Here is a 19365-nt window from a genome sequence, read left to right as displayed (position 1 = left end):
GAACATAATGAGTAACGAAAATCCGAACGCGCAGAGGTCTGAGACGCTGATCGAAATCTCGACTCTGGAAAAATACTACGGAAAATTCCATGCATTGAAGAATGTGAACCTCTCGGTACGCCGAGGGGAGGTTATTGGAGTCATTGGTTCATCCGGCTCGGGTAAATCAACGCTCATCAGGTGTATCAATCTTCTTGAGACGTTTACATCTGGCTCGATTGTCGTTGATGGTGTTCCAGTTCGTGAAGGCAAAGAGCTCGAAAAAGTTCGCGCTGAAGTCGGAATGGTCTTTCAGCAGTTCAATCTGTTTCCGCATATGACCGCCTTGCGCAATGTCGCTATTGCGCCTGTTCGGGTGCGTGGCCGCAGTTGGGCGGAGGCCGAAGAAAAAGCGCACCAGCTCCTGCAACGCGTTGGCTTGAGCGAGCATGTTAACAAATACCCAGATCAGTTGTCCGGCGGACAGCAGCAACGTGTCGCAATCGCACGCGCATTGGCTATGGAACCGGAAGTGTTGCTGTTTGATGAACCAACATCGGCACTTGATCCTGAAATGGTTGGGGAAGTTCTTGACGTGATCCAGAGCCTTGCGCGCACTGGCGTGACAATGCTGGTTGTGACCCATGAAATGTCATTTGCGCGCCGTATCTCGGACCGCATCATCTTCATGGAAAAAGGCGAGATCATTGAACAGAATGCACCCGATGCCTTCTTCGATAACCCGCAGACCGAGCGTGCCCGGTTCTTCCTGAACTCGATCGTCCATGCCTGAGTGTTTTCTGTCCTGATACAAGAAAGGACAACTAATGTTGCAGAAACAAATGTTCCCAACGCAAGCGCGTGACGCAGTCCGCTCGCTTTCCAGCTCACAAATCAGAGAAGTGGCCAATAGTGCCATGGGTCGGGAAGATGTTCTTCCATTCTGGTTTGGCGAAACCGACCAACCGACAGCAGCGTTTATACGAGATGCGGCGATGAAGTCGCTTTCAGCAGGCGAGACTTTTTATGCTCAAAATCTCGGTCGCCCTTATTTGCGCAAGGCGATTGCCGAATATATAACTGACCTTCATGGACGCAAAATTGAGACGGATCGCATTAGTGTGGTTGGCTCTGGCGTCACGGGTCTTGGTGTCGTATCGCAATTGATGCTGTCTCCGGGTGATCGGGTCGTGGCCATCACACCGCTTTGGCCCAATATTACGGAAATTCCGCGTATTGCGGGTGCTTATGTCGAGCGCGTATCATTGAATGTAAGCGGCGGAAAATGGTCGCTTGATCTTGATCGTTTGTTGTCTGCACTAACGCCAGACACGAAAATGCTAATCGTGAATTCGCCCAACAATCCGACAGGATGGACGATTACGGAAGAGCAAATCGAGGCAATCACGGCGCATTGCAGAAGGATGGGAATTTGGGTGGTTGCTGATGAGGTTTACGAGCGCTTGATCTACGATCCGGCTGTTCGCTCTGCTCCAAGTTTTCTGCGGCATATGAATGCTGATGAACGGTTTATATCGGTAAATAGTTTCTCCAAAGCCTGGTCGATGACTGGTTGGCGTGCTGGTTGGATAACGGCACCGGTTACGATGGCTGACGATCTGGCGAAGTTGATCGAATATAACTTCTCTTGTGTTTTCGAGCCGATCCAGCGCGCGGCCACGGTCGCACTTCAGCAGGGCGAAACGGAGATTGCCAATCTTCGCTCTCGATTGGCACGAACGCGTAATCTCCTCGTGTCCGGTTTGCTTGATATCCCCGGCGTCGATGTCCCTGAAGCTGGCGGAGCCATGTATGTGTTCTTCCGCATTGCAGGACAGTCAGACTCTGTTGAAATAGCAAAGCGGCTTGTTTCGGAAGCCGGGCTTGGCCTCGCACCGGGGTCAGCCTTTGGGCCAGAGGGCAATGGATGGTTGCGTTGGTGCCATGCAGTTTCTGATGACACCCGCCTTATGGACGGGGTCAGTCGACTTGCAAAATTTGTCCAGCGTTAAGCGTTGAAGGCAGCCATTTGGCACGTTTTCCATCTCTTAGACTGACTTAGCTCTGAAAGAAATCTATGTCTGCTCAGGACTTTTTAGACAGCGGAACATTTGTCGGGCGTGTTTGGCGTGAGGATGTTCAGGGGCCATCCGTTGTGGCTATACGCAACGGTCAGGTGCTCGACATCACAAGCACTGTTGTACCAACAATGCGCGATCTTTTAGAAATGGGAGATCCGGCAGCCTATGTCGCTCAATCCATGGGCGAACCAATTTCCGATATTTCAAACCTTCTCACTGATGGGTTTGATGGGCGTGTCCATCTGCTTGCACCCATTGATCTTCAAGCTGTGAAGGCTTGCGGGGTTACATTTGCTCGTTCGATGGTGGAGCGTGTGATTGAGGAACGTGCCGCTGGCAATCCGGAATTGGCATCGCGCATTCGCGGCCGCATTGCTTCCGTTATTGGGGAAAGCTTGCGTGACCTTAAAGCGGGTTCGGTTGCGGCAGAGCAGGTCAAGACGGCTCTGATTGATGAGGGCGTATGGTCTCAATATCTCGAAGTAGGTATTGGACCAGATGCCGAGGTATTCTCGAAAGCGCAGGTTTTATCCTCCGTAGGGCACTGCGCTGACGTAGGCCTGCATCCAGCGTCCAAGTGGAACAACCCAGAACCCGAAGTGGTTCTTGCGGTCAACAGTCAGGGGCGGATTGTAGGAGCAACCCTGGGGAATGACGTGAACCTTCGCGACATAGAAGGGCGGTCAGCGCTGTTATTGGGTAAGGCGAAAGACAACAATGCCTCATGTGCAGTTGGCCCGTTGCTGCGTTTGTTTGATGAGACGTATGATCTTGATGATGTTCGCTCGGCCGAATTGACACTGAGCGTTGAGGGCGATGACGGTTTTATGCTTCGTGGGCATAGCTCAATGAAAGAGATCAGCCGCGACCCGCTCGAACTCGTCGAACAGACTATCGGCGCGCATCATCAATATCCTGACGGTTTGATTTTGTTCATGGGAACACTGTTTGCTCCAATGGAAGATCGGGGTGAGCAAGGGCAGGGGTTCACCCATCATGTTGGTGATGTGGTATCGATTTCCAACAGTAAACTGGGCACGTTGCGCAATAGAGTAAGGCTCTCAACGCAATGCTCGCCGTGGGTTTTTGGCGCGTCACACTTGATGCGAAATCTGGCGGGGCGGGGGCTGCTTTGACGAGCAACTGAAATCGCATTCTACCTGGTGGGTGGGTAGGCTGCCAAGCAGAATAACAAATCTTTTGATACGATAGGGAGAGAGAAATGAAACTTGTGAGGTTTGGAGAAGCTGGTTCTGAAAAGCCAGGTATAGTTGATGAGAAAGGCTCCATTCGCGATCTTTCGTCTGTTCTAAGCGATATTTCCGGCAAGGAACTTCCGACAATCGGAACGAAGCTCGCGGGCATTGACGTTCAGAATTTGCCTCTGGTCCCAGAGGGGGCGCGACTGGGCTCATGCGTTACTGGCGTTGGCAATTTCATCGCTGTTGGTCTCAACTACGCAGACCATGCGGCGGAGAGTGGAATGGCTGTGCCGGAAGAGCCGGTTTTGTTTAATAAGGCACCCTCCTGCATTGTTGGCCCAAATGATACTGTGCTTGTCCCGCGTGGATCGCAGAAGACAGATTGGGAAGTGGAACTTGCAATCGTGATTGGTAAAGCCGCATCCTATGTAACTGAAGATGAAGCTGCCGATTACATTGCTGGTTATTGTATCTGCAACGATGTCTCGGAGCGGTCGTATCAGCTTGAGCGCGGAGGCAACTGGATGAAAGGCAAGGGCTGCCCGACATTCGGTCCCTTGGGGCCATGGCTGGTGACACCGGACGAGATTGCTGATGTTGATGCACTCGCGATGACGCTCGACATCAATGGTGAGCGTGTTCAAAATGGCTCGACCAGCACCATGGTTTTCAAAGTGCCTTTCATTGTTTCCTACATTTCCCAATTCATGAAGCTGGAGCCGGGCGATGTCATCACGACCGGGACACCTCCCGGCGTTGGAATGGGCATGAAGCCTCCACGTTACTTGAAGGCCGGTGACACGATGCGCGTGGAGATCGAGGGATTGGGTGTCCAGAACCAAGTCACCGCTGCGGCCTGAATGTGTGATTCAGGTTTAGGGAATAGCAATGAACCAGATTGATATGAACGGGAAGCGCGTCATCATAACGGGTGGCGCGCAAGGGATTGGCTATGCGATTGCGGATCGATTGGTGCAGTCGGGGGCTGCTGTCGCGATTTGGGATTTGAATGTTGCTGAGGCTGAAAAGGCCGCCAGCAAACTTTCCCCTGAATGCATCGCCTTTGGTGTTGACGTGGCGGACGCGGAGAGCGTTGCGAAGGCGACAGCGCGGACTCATAAAGCGTTTTCAACTGTGGAAGGACTGGTCAACAGTGCGGGTATTACAGGACCAGTTAAGCCGCTGGTTGATTATGATCTGCACGAGTGGAACAAAGTAGTCGCAGTTAATCTGAGTGGTACATTCAATTGCTGTCGCGCGATTGTCCCTTTGATGTCTGAGAACAATTATGGGCGCATCGTCAATATTGCGTCGGTTGCGGGCAAAGAGGGAAACCCCAATCTGGCTGCTTATAGTGCCGCAAAAGCAGGTGTGATTGGCCTGACAAAATCGCTCGGAAAAGAGCTGGCAAAAACGGGCATTGCGGTGAATTGCATCACGCCGACCACGGCCAAGACGCCCATACTCGACGGATTAACGCCAGAATTCATTGAATATATGCGAGTGCGTATTCCACGGGACCGCTTTGTTGAACTCAACGAAGTTGCGTCCATGGTTGTCTGGATGTTGTCGGAAGAAAACTCATACACCACCGCTGCCACATTCGATCTCAGTGGTGGCAGGACAACTTATTGAGATATTCGTTATCACATAGAACACTGATTGGGATATCGACGTGTCAAACAACCTTAACGGAAAAACCGTTCTCATTACCGCAGCCGCGCAAGGCATAGGACATGCAAGTACTATCGCATTTGCTGCTGCTGGCGCAACGGTATATGCGACTGATATCAACGTGGAGGCTCTTAAGCACGTTGAGCATGACGGGCGTATTTTAACCCGAAAACTTAACGTTTTGAGCGATGTCGATATTTCGTCGCTCGTAAGCCAGATCGGCAGTGTTGATGTTTTGTTTAATTGTGCGGGTTGTGTTCATAGCGGCTCAATTCTTGAGATGCATGACGATGATCTTGAGGCAGCGATTGATCTTAATGTTCGATCAATGATCCGCACGATACGTGCTGTTCTACCGGGAATGCTTGCCCGTAAGGATGGAGCTGTCATCAATATGTCTTCTGTTGCATCGAGCGTAAAAGGTGTGCCGAACCGCTTTGCCTATGGTCTGACAAAAGCAGCGGTCATCGGCCTGACAAAATCTGCTGCAGCAGATTTTGTCTCAGCTGGCATCCGTTGCAATGCGATATGCCCAGGCACGGTTGAAAGTCCATCCTTGCAACAGCGGCTTCGTGACCAACGCGATTTTGAAGCAGCCCGCGCCGCCTTTATCGCGAGACAACCAATTGGCCGAATTGGGCAACCGCAAGAAATTGCTGATCTCGCTGTTTATCTTGCCAGCGCAAGCTATACCACGGGACAAGCATACAACATCGATGGTGGCTGGACGATTTGATTGTGTCGTACATCGCGGATTTACTTTGGCTGTGTTGCAAAGTTTCCAGTAGGATAGATGTGTGCTTATCTCTGGACACATCTATGCTGCGAGTTCCGCAAAGACTTGAAATGGCGATTGATTGTCGTTGGCGAATTGTTTCTTGCGGATCATGTGAGCCACTTCGATTCCTGCAATAGTTGCTGTGGCGGAATGGAATGCTTTGTAGCCCATCATCGGCCGGGTGACCCGTTTGATAAACCTGTGATCTTGTTCAATGATCTCGCCGGTACCGGTAAATTTCAGGGTCGTGTTCACTAACTGAAGCCCGGCCAAATTGGCTCCACTTTTATCAATGACAATCTTGTTCGGAATGCCATTGATTACGATAGCTTTTCTAAAGAAACGTCTTGCAGCACCCAGGTTTCGGCGCTCGGAAAGCATAAAATCAAGAGTTTGGCCATCACGATCAACAGCCCGGTAAAGATCCGTCCATTTTCCTTTCACCTTTAGTGGCGTGAGAAGCGCAATTGCGCTTCTCCTCCCCAAACCGTACGTGCACCTTTCAGCGCATACGGCTCTCCATTCAGCCTTGGCCCATGGCCATAGCAACGTCATGATAGCGTGAGATGATGGTGTTACGAGTCTCGATCCGGAAGATGTATGGATTGATCTCCGGATTCCGTCACCGGAACTGCGCTTTTGAACTTGAGACCAGACGGCGCAGCGTTTTGCCGACAGGGTTACGTTCCCGACTGGCAATCAGCGCATCACTTGATAGTTGAGGCAGTTGGTTCATTCCCGCCAAAGCCGTTCCACAATCGAGCAACCCACCGGGGGTTCCTCGCTGTCTGAGACATATTTGATGGGGGAAAATATCCCTAAAGCTTGGGACAAATCGAGCCTGTGGAACCGATTCTGTGAGGGTGGCAAATGGGCAACGAAGTTTAACTTAATCCTAAATTTTGGAGGTTGCCCCATGGCTAGGCACGGGAGGCAGGACCGAGACTGTAAAGGTATTTCACAGGAGTCGAGAGATGTTCGCTCACGGCATGATCGGCAGTAGAAGCTTTTACGACGCCATCTTCGTTGCATTGGGAGGGACAGCCAGCGAGACGGACACAGAGGCCGGCTGATCTATGCTCACGAGGGTGGTCGGCTGATGATCACGAAACCGATCGATTGCAAACCGGCGACCGTAGCAAATGGTGGAACGATTGGTATCGCTGCAGCGAGCCGCGATCATGCTCTAGCATGGCATGGGACCGGAACCGCCTATGGCGGCACAGCATTCGAGAGCCGCCCACGGAGCGTCCGGACGGACATAAACTCACCGTTCGGACTCAGCGGTCATCATAAGATTAATCTCGCCTGCGCCTGCAATCATCCATCTCTTTTGGAGTAAGCCGAGGCGTGATTGTCCCCTCTCGATTCCGAATGGATCTGCGGCCACGAAACGGATCCACAAATGGAAAATGCACCGACGCGTTTCGCTGTCACGACTATCGTCAGTTACCAGTTCTTCAGTACAAGTTCCCCCGACGAGGAACAAGCGTAAAAACCCGCCGAGGGACCGAATGCTTGGATCGTCGCAAGTGCGATTGCCGGGCGAGCACCTTCTTCGGGCGAATGACCCGGGCCGTTCCGGGTCATGTCAGTGGATGTCAGGCCAGGGTCCGCAGCGTTCACTTTAATCCCCTCGTGTTCCAGCTCCTTTGCGAGTTTGACAGTCAGCATATTGAGCGCAGTCTTTGAAGCACAGTATCCACCAAATCCGACAGCCCAGGTTTCGCTCTGGAGGTCCAAAGCATCGGTGAGCGAGCTGAGGCCGCTGCTCATCATCACGATCCGGGGCGACTTCGATTTGCGCAACAACGGCAGGAAGGTCTGAGTAACGCGCAATACGCCAAATACGTTGGTCTCGAACATTTGCCTGATCTCGTCGAGCGGTTCCTCAGCGAGAGACGGAGGTTGGCCGAACATGAGACCAGCATTGTTTATCAGTACGTCAAGGCTGCCAATCTCGTTTTCGATGGTTCTGGCGGCGTTGTCAACGCTTGTGTCATCCGTCACATCGAGCTGCACAGCGCTGGCGATGATGCCCTCTTTGCGCAGTTCACGCGCTGCCGCGTCACCCCTCGAGATGTCTCGGCATCCCAGCCAGACTGAGTGGCCGTTCATGCCCAACTGACGTGCGATGGAGAGACCAATGCCCTTGTTGGCTCCAGTAATGAGCGCGGATTTTATTTCAGACATTGCGGTATCCCTGATCGTTTCGATGTCAGAGGAATACTACGATATTCGTATTATTCAAAGATCGTATAATCGAATTTTCTGTGTAAGACGCAGAAACTCGACCCGCTCGGTGGAATCGAGCGCCTCCAGCATCGCCCGGCAGGCATCCCTATACCCATCCATATAGCCTGTGACTGCCGCTTGCCCCTTCGACGTAATCGTTAGAGCGACCGAACGCCGATTAGCCTCGTGCCGCAGTCGTTTGATCATTTCCCGGCGGACGAGGCGGTCGGCAGAAGACGACATTGTCGTCAGTGCAACATGGAGATTTTGAGCGACATCGCCCAGGCTACATTCAGGATGCTCACTGACAAACAGAAGGGCTTGGACGTCGAGAGCGTTAAGAGCGTTTTCTGCCGCGGCTGCAGCTTCGGCCACCTTGAAGCGACGAGTAAATTGCTCGAAAGTGATTGTGAGTTGTTCAATTTGTTCAGGTCTAGGTTCTGTCATACCCTGTATTAAGCATTTTCAGCTGGTGAACGTAAGCCATGCACCGCACCAAACATATCGAATAAAATTCGCGACAGAGCCTTCCCAATCATGGTCGTGGAAAATTGGGCCATTGAAACTAAACAACAGAATGCTCTAACTCTCGAGTAGCTCAACGGGGACTGGTATGCGAAGTTTTAGCGTATTCTTGTACTGATAAAAGTCTAATGCAATTCGCGATGTGCCCGTTTCAACAGCTGCGCGCACAACGGCTGGGGCGAGTTCACTCAGCAACCGGGGATCGAATGGCGATGGAATGATATAGTCTCTACCGAACGAGAGATCTTTGCCGTGTAGGCGCTTGACACTCTCCGGAACCGCCGCGCGTGCAAGGTGAGCAAGAGCAACCGCACACGCGATCTTCATTTTGTCGTTAATTTCTTTTGCTTTCACATCAAGCGCTCCCCGGAAGATGTAGGGGAAGCAAAGCACATTGTTCACCTGGTTGGGATAGTCGGATCGCCCGGTTGCGATGATCGCATCGCTGCGAGCCTCAAGAGCTGCCTCTGGGGTGATCTCGGGGTCTGGATTTGCTAAGGCAAAGATAATTGGGTCATTGCCCATGGTGCCCACCATCTGTTTCGTCAGTGCGCCCTTGACCGATACCCCAATAAATACGTCGGCGCCGACAAGCGCTTCGGCCAATGTTCTTGCGGATGTATCGACCGCCAGTTCGGACTTCCAGCGGTTCATACCATTTTCCCGACCGGACCAGACAGTGCCCTGTGTGTCGCACAGAATGGTATTGTTCGGACAAGCACCCATTGCATGCAAAAGCTTCAAGCATGCAATTCCGGCCGCACCCGCACCGTTGAGCACGATTTTAGCGTTGTCGATTGTTTTGCCCGCGAGCATCAGCGCATTGATCAAACCGGCGGCACAAATAACAGCCGTTCCATGTTGGTCGTCGTGGAAAACCGGGATGTCCATTATTTCCTTTAGTTGCTCCTCGATCAGGAAACATTCAGGAGCCTTGATATCCTCCAGGTTAATACCCCCGAAGGTCGGCTGCATCAAGCGGATCGCCTTGACCAGCTCTTCGACCTTTTCCGAGTCCAGTTCGATATCGATGGCATTGATATCCGCGAAGAGTTTGAAAAGGGCAGCTTTGCCTTCCATCACAGGTTTGGAAGCAAGGGCGCCGAGATTACCGAGACCTAGAATTGCCGTACCGTTTGAGATGACGGCGACCATGTTTCCTTTGACGGTATAGTCGTATGCAGCGTCAGGGCATTTTGCGATGGCATGAACCGGATGCGCTACGCCTGGGCTGTAGGCGAGCGACAAGTCACGTGGTGTCAGCAACGGCTTGGAAGCAACGATTTGGTATTTTCCAGGACTGGGTTCGCGATGATACGCAAAAGCTTCATCAGCAGTGACAGTGATTTTGCTCATCGTAGAAACTCCAAAAAATAAATAGTGATGTGGAATGGCCTCGTGCGTGCCCGGCTGAAGGGCGGCCGGGCACGAAGAGATGATTGAGCTACCGGGCGCCTGCGAGCTCAGATAAGCGACGACCGGGGTCGGAAATGCTACATGAAGCGGTCAGCGCCGCCGGACGCCTCGATTGTGTCGCCAGTCACGAAGCCGTTTCTGTTGGAGCTCAAGAATGCTGCAATGGCAGCGATTTCGCGAGCCGAGCCAGCTCGGCCAACCGGAGTGCATTCGGCTGAGATGCGCGCGATCACTTCGTCATCCGACAGATCCGCAAATTCTGCGCGCGAGCGACGGACAGCCGGTACCATGTTATTCGCCCAGTTGTCGGTTGCCACCGCGCCAATTCCGATCGCGTTCACGAGGATGCCGTCTTTTGCGACCTCCAGGGCGAGCGATTTCGTCAGGTTATTAATGGCTCCGCTCAGAACGTGAGAGACAAAAAGCTTGGGGTTGGGGTAGATACCCCCTATAGAGGACATATTGACGATGCGGCCCCATCTGCCCTTCTGCATATGAGGAACCGCAGTTTTGCAAAGCCGCCTCATGGAGGTCAGCTTGACGCCGGTCATCTCTTCCCAGTCTTTATCTGTCGAGGTCATGAGCCCGCCGGCGTGAGCGCGGCCGGCATTGTTGACCAGAATATCGAGCCTGCCGAATGCCTCGATAGCACGATCGACGATGAGCTGAGCTGCTTCCGGCTTCGAGACGTCTGCGGCGAGGGCGACGACGTCGCCGGCACGGCCAGTGGCCGCCGACGCGAGCTTATTGGCGGCGTCCTCCAGCCGCCCCTCATCTCTCGCGACAACCAGCACGCGCGCGCCATTGGTGAAAAGTTCTTCCGCAACGGCAAAGCCGATCCCGGCACTTGCTCCGGTCACGATCGCTACCTTACCTTCGATTTCGAGGTTCATAATACGTCTCCTTATTGGAATTTAGTGTGATCAGTTAGGAAGGGGCTTGCCGCGGGTTTCCGGCAAGAACCAGAGCGCGAAGATCGCCAGAACATAGAGAAGGGTCATAGCGAGGACTGTCATGTGAAAGCCGCCCAAGGTCGAAAACAGGAAAGCTGTCAGGATCGGCAACGGGAACGAGACCAACCGTGCGAGATTGAAGACGATGCCTGAAGCGGTTGACCGGATTTTCGTCTTGAAGAGTTCGGGCAGATAGATCGGCATCCAGGAAAAGACGCCAAGCGTAAACATTCCGAGAATAAAGACCGAGACCAACGACCATGTCAGCGTTTCGGGCACAAAGGCTTGGATCACGCCTGCACAGATTGCGCCACCAAACATGCTAAGCATGTAAGGCTTGCGACCGATGCGATCGGCGATGAAGCCTGCGCATATGTAGCCGACTATGGATCCGCCATTGTACACCAGCGCACTAATGGATGCCCATGAACTTGCAGTCAGTCCTTCCTTTGCCGCGAGAGCACCGATGTAGGGGCCGATAAGCGCCGATATCCCGTAGAATACAGATACGGTCACAGCTGCCATTACCAAGGTAGCAACTGCGCGCTTCAGTCCTTCTGGGTCGCCAAAGAGCCTAATCAGGCCGGATTCGCGTTTTGCTGATATGGTTTCACCAGACCCCTGCTCACGAACTGCCTCCAACCAAAGCTTCGACTCAGGAACCTTCCGGCGGATGTACAACAGAAGAAATGCGGGCAGCACGCCAATGACGAACATCAAGCGCCATGCGTCCGGTCCCCAATGTGGCTGGATCCACAGCCACAGGCCGGCGGCGAGGAAAAACCCAAAACCATAGCCGGATTGCATTATGCCAAGGGCTTTGGCGCGTGATCGATCCGGCCAGGTTTCAGCCACAAGTGCGGTTCCGGTGCTCCACTCAGATCCCAGAAACATGCCCGTCAGAAAGCGCAGAGCGATCAGTATCGTCCATGTAGGGCTGAACGCGGTCAGCGCCGTCAGCGCAGAGTAGCCGACGATCGATATCATCAGCATCTTCTTGCGGCCGATACGGTCTGCCATGATGCTCCCGATCGTGCCGCCGGCGGCCCACCCCAAAAGAGTAGCGCCGATGGCGATACCAACCGCTACCCTAATTTCTTCGGGTGTTGGATTACCCAGCAGTGACATAGCGGCAACGCCGCCCACCAAAATCAGGGTACTGGTTTCAAAGCCATCGAACATCCAGCCGATAAAGCTGCTAAAGAGTGCTCGTCGTTGAACAGGGCCTATGCTTTGAACTTGTCGTTCGCTCATTTCATCCTCCATCGTGAGCCGGCAGACGACGAGATTTCCTCCGGCGACAGCCTCGTGAAAAGGCTGCTCCAATCCGTCTATCTATTATTGTGAATTTGCTCGAAGTCACCCAAGCGGGTTAGTCTGGTGCCCCGGTGCGGATGCGGCGATTGAAAATCGGCAGGGCCAAGCCGAATGCTTCGAAACGCGATAAGATCAAAAGCAGGAAGCCAGATGCACCCGCACGGTTTAAACGTCCGACGTCGCCAGATAGAAGCGCTGCCCGCTCATCCTCGGTGAATGGCATCGTCTGGAGGGCAGCTTCGGGCGATGTCAGGACAAGCTTGCGAAACTCCTTGTCATGAAGAATGCGCCGGCAGAGCGTATGGATGAGATAGATATTCATCGCTCGCTCCTCACGTCCCAAGCCGCGAAGGCATTGCCGAGTTGCGGCTGGTCTATCATGATCGCCGGAACGGAAGGTTCGATCGTTCCGAGCGCAATGATCCAGTTGAGAAGTTCACCGGCAACGTTGCCCGCCTGCAGCATGCGCGGCTCGCTTGCCTGTGAGATGATCTCATCGTACCGCCCCCCTCTGATCTCTTCGAGAACCCATGCTGCCCATGCCGGATCGGGAACGCCGAAGGTCTTGTCTACCTCAGCTCTTGGCCCACCGATTTCAAGGCTGAGAGAACCGCTTGTAACAATCACAACGCGCGCGTCGTTGTCCCATGAGCGGATTGACTCAGCCAGCGCGCGGCCCAGGGCAAAGCAGCGTTGCGCTGCAGGGAGCGGTGGCACGACACAGTTTATGAAGATCGGCACGATGGGCAGATGCATTTCCGGAGTCAGGAAATGGAGAGGTACGAGCGCGCCGTGATCAATTTCGAAATCGACTGTGGAAGAGAAATCGAAGCCCGCGCCTATCAGGCTCGACAAGATATGTTTGGCGGCGTTCGCCTCCACACGAATGTTGTACCAGGGCATTCCAGGGGTCTGATCGTTCGGTCCAGCCGTCGTCTCAGCAGTGCCGATGGCAAGTGTTGGCCAATTGTCAAAGAAGAACGTGTTAAAGTGATCGTTGTTAACCGTCACGATAACATCTGGCTTCGAGGCCTCGAGATGGTTGCGAATTACCGTAAAATAACGCACCGCCTCCGAATTCTCGCCGTTGAGCTGCGCGTCGGCGACAAAGCTTGGTGTGTGTGGGACGGCATATACTGCAACAAGTTCAGCCACTGCCTTCATTCTCCTCTGTCGTGCGATCAAGTGTCTGGCCACTGAGACCGCTTCATTGAAGGGTGACGGTATTGTTTGTTCCGGTCAGAGACTATGGGGAGGATTTTCAGATGTCTGAAAATGTGAATGGCGCGTTGGACCCGCGCGCTCTTAAACCCGGCCATCAGCTATGGCGGTCGGCGCTCTGGCGGCCTAACAGTCGAACTTTATTGACTTAGTGCAGCACGTATAGGATTTTTTGCAGATCGAACGCGCGGCGTTGACGTACCTGCCGCTGGAATGATCAGGAAATTCTTCGATCAGTTCGGCAAGCGCGCGGATCGCTTTATCGAGAAGCCCATCGGAGGCTTCACGGGACGCAAGGTCGATGCCGATCTTTAGTGCCCATGACAGGGCATTCTGGGTGCGGGCTTTTTCCAGTTCGTCCCAAAGGTCAACCATCGTCGCCGACGCCGATCCAGCCAAATGGAATGCGGCGCGGCGGAATTCGACATCCGCCCAGCACGGCTCAGTATCTGTTTCTTGCATGTGGATATTGGATATAGGCAAAAGCGGAGTTTTATCCCACGCATTTCGCTCCACGGCGAGAAGAATGTCGCTGAAAAGGTTCGAGTATTTTGGATGGAATCCGGCTCTGATGACCGCTTCGACCAAGGATGAGAGTTCAAATGAAGGAACGACTTGCCCACTTTCCACGGTCGCCCACGTGTCGAAGACCGCGGCGTAGGTGTCCCAAAATCCTAATCCGTGCTGGCGGGCTGCATGCCGAAGGGCAGCGACTGCGTGCCGCACTGCCTCGACGTCGCCCTCGAGGCCGTAGACGGTGCAGTCTCCTTCTGCAAGCGCACAGCATAGAGTATTGGCATGATCGAGTTGCATCGCTTCCGACACGGCGTGACCGGCAACGTCTTTCGCCTCATCGACGCGTCCCAACACCCATAGCGTCCGCGCGAGAAACGATTTTCCGGCGACGCTTTGGTCGATCCCGAACCGAAACCTCTGTGGCGGCCGGTTCACCTGAAACCAATGAATGCTTCGCTCGAGAAGCTCACGCGCAAGATCGTGATTGCCTGAGAAATGTTGCGACACTCCGGCAATTCGTTCCGCAACCGCCGCCGCCTCGGGATCACCGGCATCAAGTGAACACCGCAGCATTTCCCGCGAATGGTCCAACGAGGCCTGAAAACGACCGGATCTAAGGTTGACAAGCCACAGACCATACCTCGCCTGGAGCTCGATCTCAGAAGCTCGATGTGTTCGCGCCAGATAAAGCGCCCTTTGCCACGCGCCGTCCGCCTCTGAAACCGGTCCCACAGCCCAGCTAAGTGCGGTTCCCAATGCGGCTTGCAGAGCCATCTCCTCGCTAGGCGCTAGGGAGTCCGCAAACCGCTCCAGCGCGTCCGAAATACGATTTCGACATTCGTCATGGAGCGATAGCTGCACCCAGTACGGTGTCGCACATGCCAGAATACTGGTCCCAACCTGTATGTCGCCATTGATGGAAAACGACCAGTCAAGCGCGCCGCGGAGGTCATCGATGATGCCGGCGTGGGTTGACCGCCACTCATCCGTCGAAAGCGTCTTCCAGTCTTCGTTCGCATGGCGAGCCGCGGTCAAGATGTGAGCTGCATATCGTTCCATTATGCGTTTCAGATCTGCATCGTCCGCCAGCTTCTCCAACGCGTAAAATCGAATGGACTCAAGAAATCGATAGTGCGGCCTGGTCTGGCTCAGATCGAGCAGCAATAGGGACTTGCTGACCAGCCGTCCCAGAATGTCGACCGCATACCAGGGATCGCTCTTCTCCTGCGCCGCCACCGCACGGACGGCGGCGACATCAAATTGAGAGGAAAACACCGATATGCGTCTGAGCATCAATTGCTCGTCTGCATCGAGCAGATGGTAGCTCCAATCAACGGTCGCCCTGAGCGTTCTGTGCTTGGCAAGGGCAGTCTTGCGCCCAGCCGTTAGCAGGTTGAACCGGTCATTCAACGCTGCTAGAACGCCATTCAGGCCAAGCGTTGCGACGCGCGCTGCAGCCAACTCCAAGGCCAACGGCAATCCGTCAAGTCGACGGCAAATGGCGCTCGCCAATTCTACATCGATTTGAAAGGTCTGCATATTGGCCGAAGCGCGTTCCACGAGGAGCTCGAAGGCCGGAAATTGCATAGCAGTTTTGATATCGGTGATATTTTGCGGCGGCACGGACAGCGGACCAAGCCGATAGACCTGCTCCCCGCTGATCCCTAGTGGTTCCTGGCTGGTCGTCAAAATCTTGATATGGGGTGCATTTGTCAGCAGCGCTTCGATTGCTTCCGCGATCGCACCAGACAAATGTTCGCAATTGTCGACGATGAGTGTGAGCGGACTTGCCTTGCTGCCACCAACAGCCTCCCTGATGTGGTGAATGTCCAGACTAGGGATCAGGAGTGCGTTTGCGAGCGACGCTTCGACGAGTTGAGCGTCAAAGATTTTGGCCATCTCCGCCAGCCGCACATCATGACCATCTCGATCAGCTAGGCGCTGAGCAAACTCAAGTGCGGATCTGGTCTTTCCGACGCCTCCAGAACCAACGATTGTTAGAAGGCGTGACTTATCGAATAATCCGCCAAGTTCCAGCAGCTCTCGGTCTCGGCCGAGCAGTGGGGTAAGCGGAATAGGAAGCGCTCGCGTCACAAGCTTGTCGAGCACCCGTTCCGCGATTGCCTCGGAGTTCTGCTTTCTGACAAGCCGATATCCGAGACCAAACTCTGTCCTGATCATATCCCGATCGGAACCCAGAGCACGCCTTATCGCGGACATTTGTGCTTGCAGGTTATTTTCTTCGACGACGACGCCGGACCAGACAGTTTCGAGGAGATAATCTTTTGTAACAAGCTCGCCGTTGGCCCTTACCAGGAGCCATAAAATGTCGATTGCCCGCGGGCCAATCTCGACCTTGACCCCGCTGCGCATGAGAATACGCAGGCGCGGAAATATCCTAAAGCGGCCAAAATCGGTGCCTTCATCATCTCGGACGCCCTGTGTGTCACTGGGATTGTTTGCAGTCATAGGACATCTCTCCTGCGCAGATTGTTACCATTGGACTATGACGGTCAAACGTCTTCGCACTTTTCCGGTAAATACGACATCCGCAACTTACCAAGATCAACCTACACGAAGTCAATAGTTGCGGACGCCGCCAGACCACCTCTGATGCCCGGAGAACAGACTGTTTTCTCGAACCTCTCCGGTGGCTAGAACGACCATTAGTGTTCGTAATCGGCCCATAAGAATTAATTATTGGAAAGAGGGTTTCTAAGTTCCTAACCTCCACTTCAACCGCAAATGCAGAGGGGAGAAGAATGAATTTTCATGCATCAGATAAACAAAATGAGTTGGTGCGTTTGCAAAAAATGCACAATGGTGAAAAAGCTAGGCCAACTTTCAGCGTAGGAGAAATGAACCGCCGCCAAAATGGTTTGAGGACTATATTGCAGGAATTGCGTCTGGACGCAGGTTTGCTGACCTCCTACCATAACATCTGCTATTTCGCCGATTACCTTTATTGTTCTTTCGCACGCCGCTACGCTTTTGTCGTCACTGATAACATTGCAGTTTCCGTATCGGCGGGTGTCGATGCTGGGCAGCCGTGGCGCCGCACGTTCGGCGAGAACATAACCTACACGGATTGGAACCGTGATAATTATTTTTATGCGCTGCAGCAGACAATGCCACATGCGAAGCGCATAGGTATCGAATATGACCATGTGGATATACTGTTTCGCAAATTATTAAACGATGCATTTCCCAATGTTGAATTTGTCGATATCAGCCAGCCTGTCATGTGGTTGAGAACAATAAAGTCGGGTGAAGAAATCGCACTGATTAAAATAGGAACCGCAGCAGCCGATGTGGGTGGGGAGGCAATCTTCCACAGCATTGGTGAAAATGTACCCGAATATGAGGTTGCAATGGCGGGAACGCGGGCCATGATCCGTTATATTGCACAACAACTGCCACATGCTGAACTGATGGATAGCTGGTCATGGCTCCAGTCGGGTATCAATACAGACGGCGCCCATAATCCTGTAACTTCAAGGTTGATACAAAAGGGCGATATTCTATCTATGAACTGCTTTCCTATGATAGGAGGCTATTATATGGCTCTAGAGCGTACGATGTTTTTCAACCATGCAGATAATGACAGTTTGAAAATCTGGGAAGTTAACTGTGCTGTTCACCGTCGTGGATTGGAGCTCTTGAAGCCAGGAGCTTGCTGTGGCGACGTTGCTGAAGAGTTGAATGAAATTTACCGAAGTCATAATCTTCTGGGCTACCGATCATTTGGATACGGGCACTCGTTTGGGGTGATGTGTCACTATTATGGCCGTGAAGGCGGCGTCGAATTGCGCGAGGACGTTAAAACAGTGCTGCAACCGGGCATGGTGGTATCCATGGAACCGATGCTTTCAATTCCTGAGGGAATTGGCGGTGCGGGCGGTTATCGAGAACATGATATCGTGGTGATTACAGAAAACGGTTCCGAAAATATCACCGGATTTCCGTTCGGTCCGGAACACAATATTGTAAGCACAACATAACAAATGTATAGGTCAATCTGACAAATACATTTGCTTAAAATCATAAATAAAAAAGTGGGAACATGAGCGTGGCTGTTGTTGTGACAGCCACAATTGGAGGGGTTATGTCAGTTATAGTTGACCAGAATGGGAAGAATATCTTATTTACAACAACAGAAATAGATGTAGATCAAGAAGTTTCCGTATCCCAAAAAGCATTACGTAAAGTTTTGATCGCCAGTTCACTGGGAAACTTCGTTGAGTGGTTTGATTATGCCTCTTATGGCTATCTCGCAACTATTATTGCGGTGGTATTCTTTCCCGATATTTCTCATTCCGCTGCCTTGATGGCCACATTTGCCATCTTTGCTATTTCTTTTATCATCAGACCCATTGGCGGAATTATCTGGGGGAGTATCGGAGATCGTTTGGGGCGCCGTACGGCTTTGTCTTTTTCAATTCTGATCATGTCCGGTGCTACAACGCTAATCGCACTGTTACCCACATATGCACAAATTGGTTTAATGGCCCCCGGATTGCTGTTGCTATTGCGGATGGTACAGGGCTTTTCTGCTTCCGGTGAATACGCGGGGGCCACATCTTTTATTGCCGAGTATTCGCCACCTTACAAACGAGGGCTTTATACCAGTCTTGTACCGGCTAGTACCGCTGCAGGATTACTTGCTGGATCATTAATGGCCGCGGGACTATTTGGTCTTCTGACACCGGAACAAATGAAGTCTTTCGGTTGGCGCTTGCCGTTTTTACTCGCGTTACCACTTGGGCTTATCGGGATTTATATCCGCTTGAAAATAGAAGATACCCCTAAATTCCGCGAATTAGAAACTAACCACCGTGTAATTGAAACACCTGCCAAAGAGATTTTCACGACATATCGGCGCGAAGTTATTACGTCGATTGGTGTCACAAGCCTGAATGCGGTCGGCTTTTATCTCATCCTGAGTTATATGCCGACTTATTTAATTACCGAGCTCCAAGTTGGTGAAACAGAAGCTTTTTTGACAGTCAGCATCTCTTTGGCAGTATATGTTTTTTCGATTTTTGCAATGGGTGCGATTTCTGACAGAATTGGTCGTAAAGTTGCTTTGATATCGGCCTCTGTTTTATTTATTATTTTAACAGTACCGTTGTTTGCTTTGCTGGACGACGCGACCCTTACGGGCATTATTCTCATTCAAATTGCTTTTGGTATTTTGCTGACGGTAAACGACGGAACTCTGCCCTGTTTTCTGACAGAGATATTCCCCACTCGGGTGCGTTACAGTGGGTTTGCTTTCAGTTTTAATACGGCGCAGGCTTTTTTAGGGGGGACGGCTCCGCTTATTGCCACATTCCTTATTGAAGTCACTGGAAGTAAACTGGCTCCGGCATGGTATCTTGTAGCTATTGCTGCCGTGTCGCTCATTGCGATGCGTGGAGCTAAAGAAACTGCGGGTAAACCGCTCGTTGATTAGGAAAAATTGTGTA

Annotated in this window: 15 protein-coding genes and 3 pseudogenes; 9 read left to right on the top strand and 9 right to left on the bottom strand. The window is 52.5% G+C overall.

Going from position 1 to position 19365, the window contains the following annotated elements; translation table 11 throughout:
- Positions 1 to 7 precede the first annotated feature (7 nt).
- The 6 genes from CES85_RS23980 to CES85_RS23955 all read left to right on the top strand — a co-directional run bounded on the left by CES85_RS23980 (position 8) and on the right by CES85_RS23955 (position 5672).
- The gene (locus CES85_RS23980) at positions 8 to 772 is read left to right on the top strand and encodes an amino acid ABC transporter ATP-binding protein (protein WP_095448333.1); all 765 of its coding nucleotides are present in this window, start codon (positions 8 to 10) and stop codon (positions 770 to 772) included.
- Between the two features lie 34 nt (positions 773 to 806).
- The gene (locus CES85_RS23975; protein WP_095448332.1) at positions 807 to 1991 is read left to right on the top strand and encodes a pyridoxal phosphate-dependent aminotransferase; all 1185 of its coding nucleotides are present in this window, start codon (positions 807 to 809) and stop codon (positions 1989 to 1991) included.
- A gap of 65 nt (positions 1992 to 2056) precedes the next feature.
- Positions 2057 to 3196 (top strand): fumarylacetoacetate hydrolase family protein, encoded by a 1140-nt coding sequence (locus CES85_RS23970; protein ID WP_095448331.1) that lies wholly within the window; start codon positions 2057 to 2059, stop codon positions 3194 to 3196.
- Positions 3197 to 3282: 86 nt separating this feature from the next.
- Positions 3283 to 4122: a fumarylacetoacetate hydrolase family protein gene (locus CES85_RS23965; protein ID WP_095448330.1), complete on the top strand. Its 840-nt coding sequence runs from the start codon at positions 3283 to 3285 to the stop codon at positions 4120 to 4122.
- Positions 4123 to 4150: 28 nt separating this feature from the next.
- Positions 4151 to 4897, top strand: coding sequence for an SDR family NAD(P)-dependent oxidoreductase (locus tag CES85_RS23960; RefSeq protein WP_095448329.1), 747 nt, complete (start codon positions 4151 to 4153; stop codon positions 4895 to 4897).
- 40 nt (positions 4898 to 4937) lie between these two features.
- Positions 4938 to 5672, top strand: a complete 735-nt coding sequence (locus tag CES85_RS23955) for an SDR family oxidoreductase (protein WP_095448328.1) — start codon at positions 4938 to 4940, stop codon at positions 5670 to 5672.
- Positions 5673 to 5753: 81 nt separating this feature from the next.
- Here CES85_RS23955 and CES85_RS23950 read toward each other — a convergent pair.
- Positions 5754 to 6170: pseudogene (locus CES85_RS23950) on the bottom strand (IS6 family transposase); the annotation flags it as partial.
- Between the two features lie 518 nt (positions 6171 to 6688).
- Here CES85_RS23950 and CES85_RS27945 point away from each other — a divergent pair.
- Positions 6689 to 7010, top strand: a pseudogene (locus tag CES85_RS27945) (VOC family protein).
- Positions 7011 to 7163: 153 nt separating this feature from the next.
- On the opposite strand, the gene CES85_RS23935 reads toward CES85_RS27945, so the two are convergent.
- From CES85_RS23935 to CES85_RS23900, 8 genes and pseudogenes are all read right to left on the bottom strand, one after another.
- Positions 7164 to 7907, bottom strand: coding sequence for an SDR family oxidoreductase (locus tag CES85_RS23935; RefSeq protein WP_095448327.1), 744 nt, complete (start codon positions 7905 to 7907; stop codon positions 7164 to 7166).
- A 54-nt stretch (positions 7908 to 7961) separates the two neighbouring features.
- Positions 7962 to 8396, bottom strand: coding sequence for a MarR family winged helix-turn-helix transcriptional regulator (locus CES85_RS23930; RefSeq protein WP_095448326.1), 435 nt, complete (start codon positions 8394 to 8396; stop codon positions 7962 to 7964).
- A gap of 141 nt (positions 8397 to 8537) precedes the next feature.
- Positions 8538 to 9830, bottom strand: a pseudogene (locus CES85_RS23925) (malic enzyme-like NAD(P)-binding protein); the annotation flags it as partial.
- Between the two features lie 137 nt (positions 9831 to 9967).
- Complete coding sequence (locus CES85_RS23920) at positions 9968 to 10783, bottom strand: SDR family NAD(P)-dependent oxidoreductase (protein ID WP_095448324.1); 816 nt, start codon at positions 10781 to 10783, stop codon at positions 9968 to 9970.
- A gap of 30 nt (positions 10784 to 10813) precedes the next feature.
- Entirely contained in the window at positions 10814 to 12097 is a 1284-nt protein-coding gene (locus tag CES85_RS23915; protein ID WP_157743501.1) for an MFS transporter, read from the bottom strand.
- 118 nt (positions 12098 to 12215) lie between these two features.
- Positions 12216 to 12482 (bottom strand): hypothetical protein, encoded by a 267-nt coding sequence (locus tag CES85_RS23910; protein WP_095448322.1) that lies wholly within the window; start codon positions 12480 to 12482, stop codon positions 12216 to 12218.
- The gene (locus tag CES85_RS23905) at positions 12479 to 13315 is read right to left on the bottom strand and encodes a DODA-type extradiol aromatic ring-opening family dioxygenase (protein ID WP_157743500.1); all 837 of its coding nucleotides are present in this window, start codon (positions 13313 to 13315) and stop codon (positions 12479 to 12481) included. The genes CES85_RS23910 and CES85_RS23905 overlap by 4 nt, the downstream gene beginning before the upstream one ends.
- A gap of 192 nt (positions 13316 to 13507) precedes the next feature.
- Positions 13508 to 16366 (bottom strand): ATP-binding protein, encoded by a 2859-nt coding sequence (locus CES85_RS23900; protein ID WP_095448320.1) that lies wholly within the window; start codon positions 16364 to 16366, stop codon positions 13508 to 13510.
- Between the two features lie 293 nt (positions 16367 to 16659).
- On the opposite strand from CES85_RS23900, the gene CES85_RS23895 reads away from it, so the two are divergent.
- The gene (locus CES85_RS23895; protein WP_095448319.1) at positions 16660 to 17898 is read left to right on the top strand and encodes an aminopeptidase P family protein; all 1239 of its coding nucleotides are present in this window, start codon (positions 16660 to 16662) and stop codon (positions 17896 to 17898) included.
- 62 nt (positions 17899 to 17960) lie between these two features.
- Entirely contained in the window at positions 17961 to 19352 is a 1392-nt protein-coding gene (locus tag CES85_RS23890) for an MFS transporter (protein ID WP_244923370.1), read from the top strand.
- The last annotated feature ends 13 nt before the right edge of the window (positions 19353 to 19365 follow it).

Origin of the sequence: Ochrobactrum quorumnocens (assembly GCF_002278035.1) — a bacterium.
In the GTDB taxonomy this organism is placed as follows: Bacteria; Pseudomonadota; Alphaproteobacteria; order Rhizobiales; family Rhizobiaceae; genus Brucella; species Brucella quorumnocens.
The sequence above is the reverse complement of the archived record's forward strand: the minus strand, read 5'-3'. Positions and strand labels throughout refer to the sequence as shown.

Excerpts from the sequence above, each read along its gene's own strand:
- CES85_RS23980 (WP_095448333.1), top strand. The coding sequence starts at position 8 with ATGAGTAACGAAAATCCGAACGCGCAGAGGTCTGAGACGCTGATCGAA.
- CES85_RS23975 (WP_095448332.1), top strand. The coding sequence starts at position 807 with ATGTTGCAGAAACAAATGTTCCCAACGCAAGCGCGTGACGCAGTCCGC.
- CES85_RS23970 (WP_095448331.1), top strand. The coding sequence starts at position 2,057 with ATGTCTGCTCAGGACTTTTTAGACAGCGGAACATTTGTCGGGCGTGTT.
- CES85_RS23965 (WP_095448330.1), top strand. The coding sequence starts at position 3,283 with ATGAAACTTGTGAGGTTTGGAGAAGCTGGTTCTGAAAAGCCAGGTATA.
- CES85_RS23960 (WP_095448329.1), top strand. The coding sequence starts at position 4,151 with ATGAACCAGATTGATATGAACGGGAAGCGCGTCATCATAACGGGTGGC.
- CES85_RS23935 (WP_095448327.1), bottom strand. The coding sequence starts at position 7,907 with ATGTCTGAAATAAAATCCGCGCTCATTACTGGAGCCAACAAGGGCATT.
- CES85_RS23930 (WP_095448326.1), bottom strand. The coding sequence starts at position 8,396 with ATGACAGAACCTAGACCTGAACAAATTGAACAACTCACAATCACTTTC.
- CES85_RS23920 (WP_095448324.1), bottom strand. The coding sequence starts at position 10,783 with ATGAACCTCGAAATCGAAGGTAAGGTAGCGATCGTGACCGGAGCAAGT.
- CES85_RS23915 (WP_157743501.1), bottom strand. The coding sequence starts at position 12,097 with ATGAGCGAACGACAAGTTCAAAGCATAGGCCCTGTTCAACGACGAGCA.
- CES85_RS23910 (WP_095448322.1), bottom strand. The coding sequence starts at position 12,482 with ATGAATATCTATCTCATCCATACGCTCTGCCGGCGCATTCTTCATGAC.
- CES85_RS23900 (WP_095448320.1), bottom strand. The coding sequence starts at position 16,366 with ATGACTGCAAACAATCCCAGTGACACACAGGGCGTCCGAGATGATGAA.
- CES85_RS23895 (WP_095448319.1), top strand. The coding sequence starts at position 16,660 with ATGAATTTTCATGCATCAGATAAACAAAATGAGTTGGTGCGTTTGCAA.
- CES85_RS23890 (WP_244923370.1), top strand. The coding sequence starts at position 17,961 with ATGAGCGTGGCTGTTGTTGTGACAGCCACAATTGGAGGGGTTATGTCA.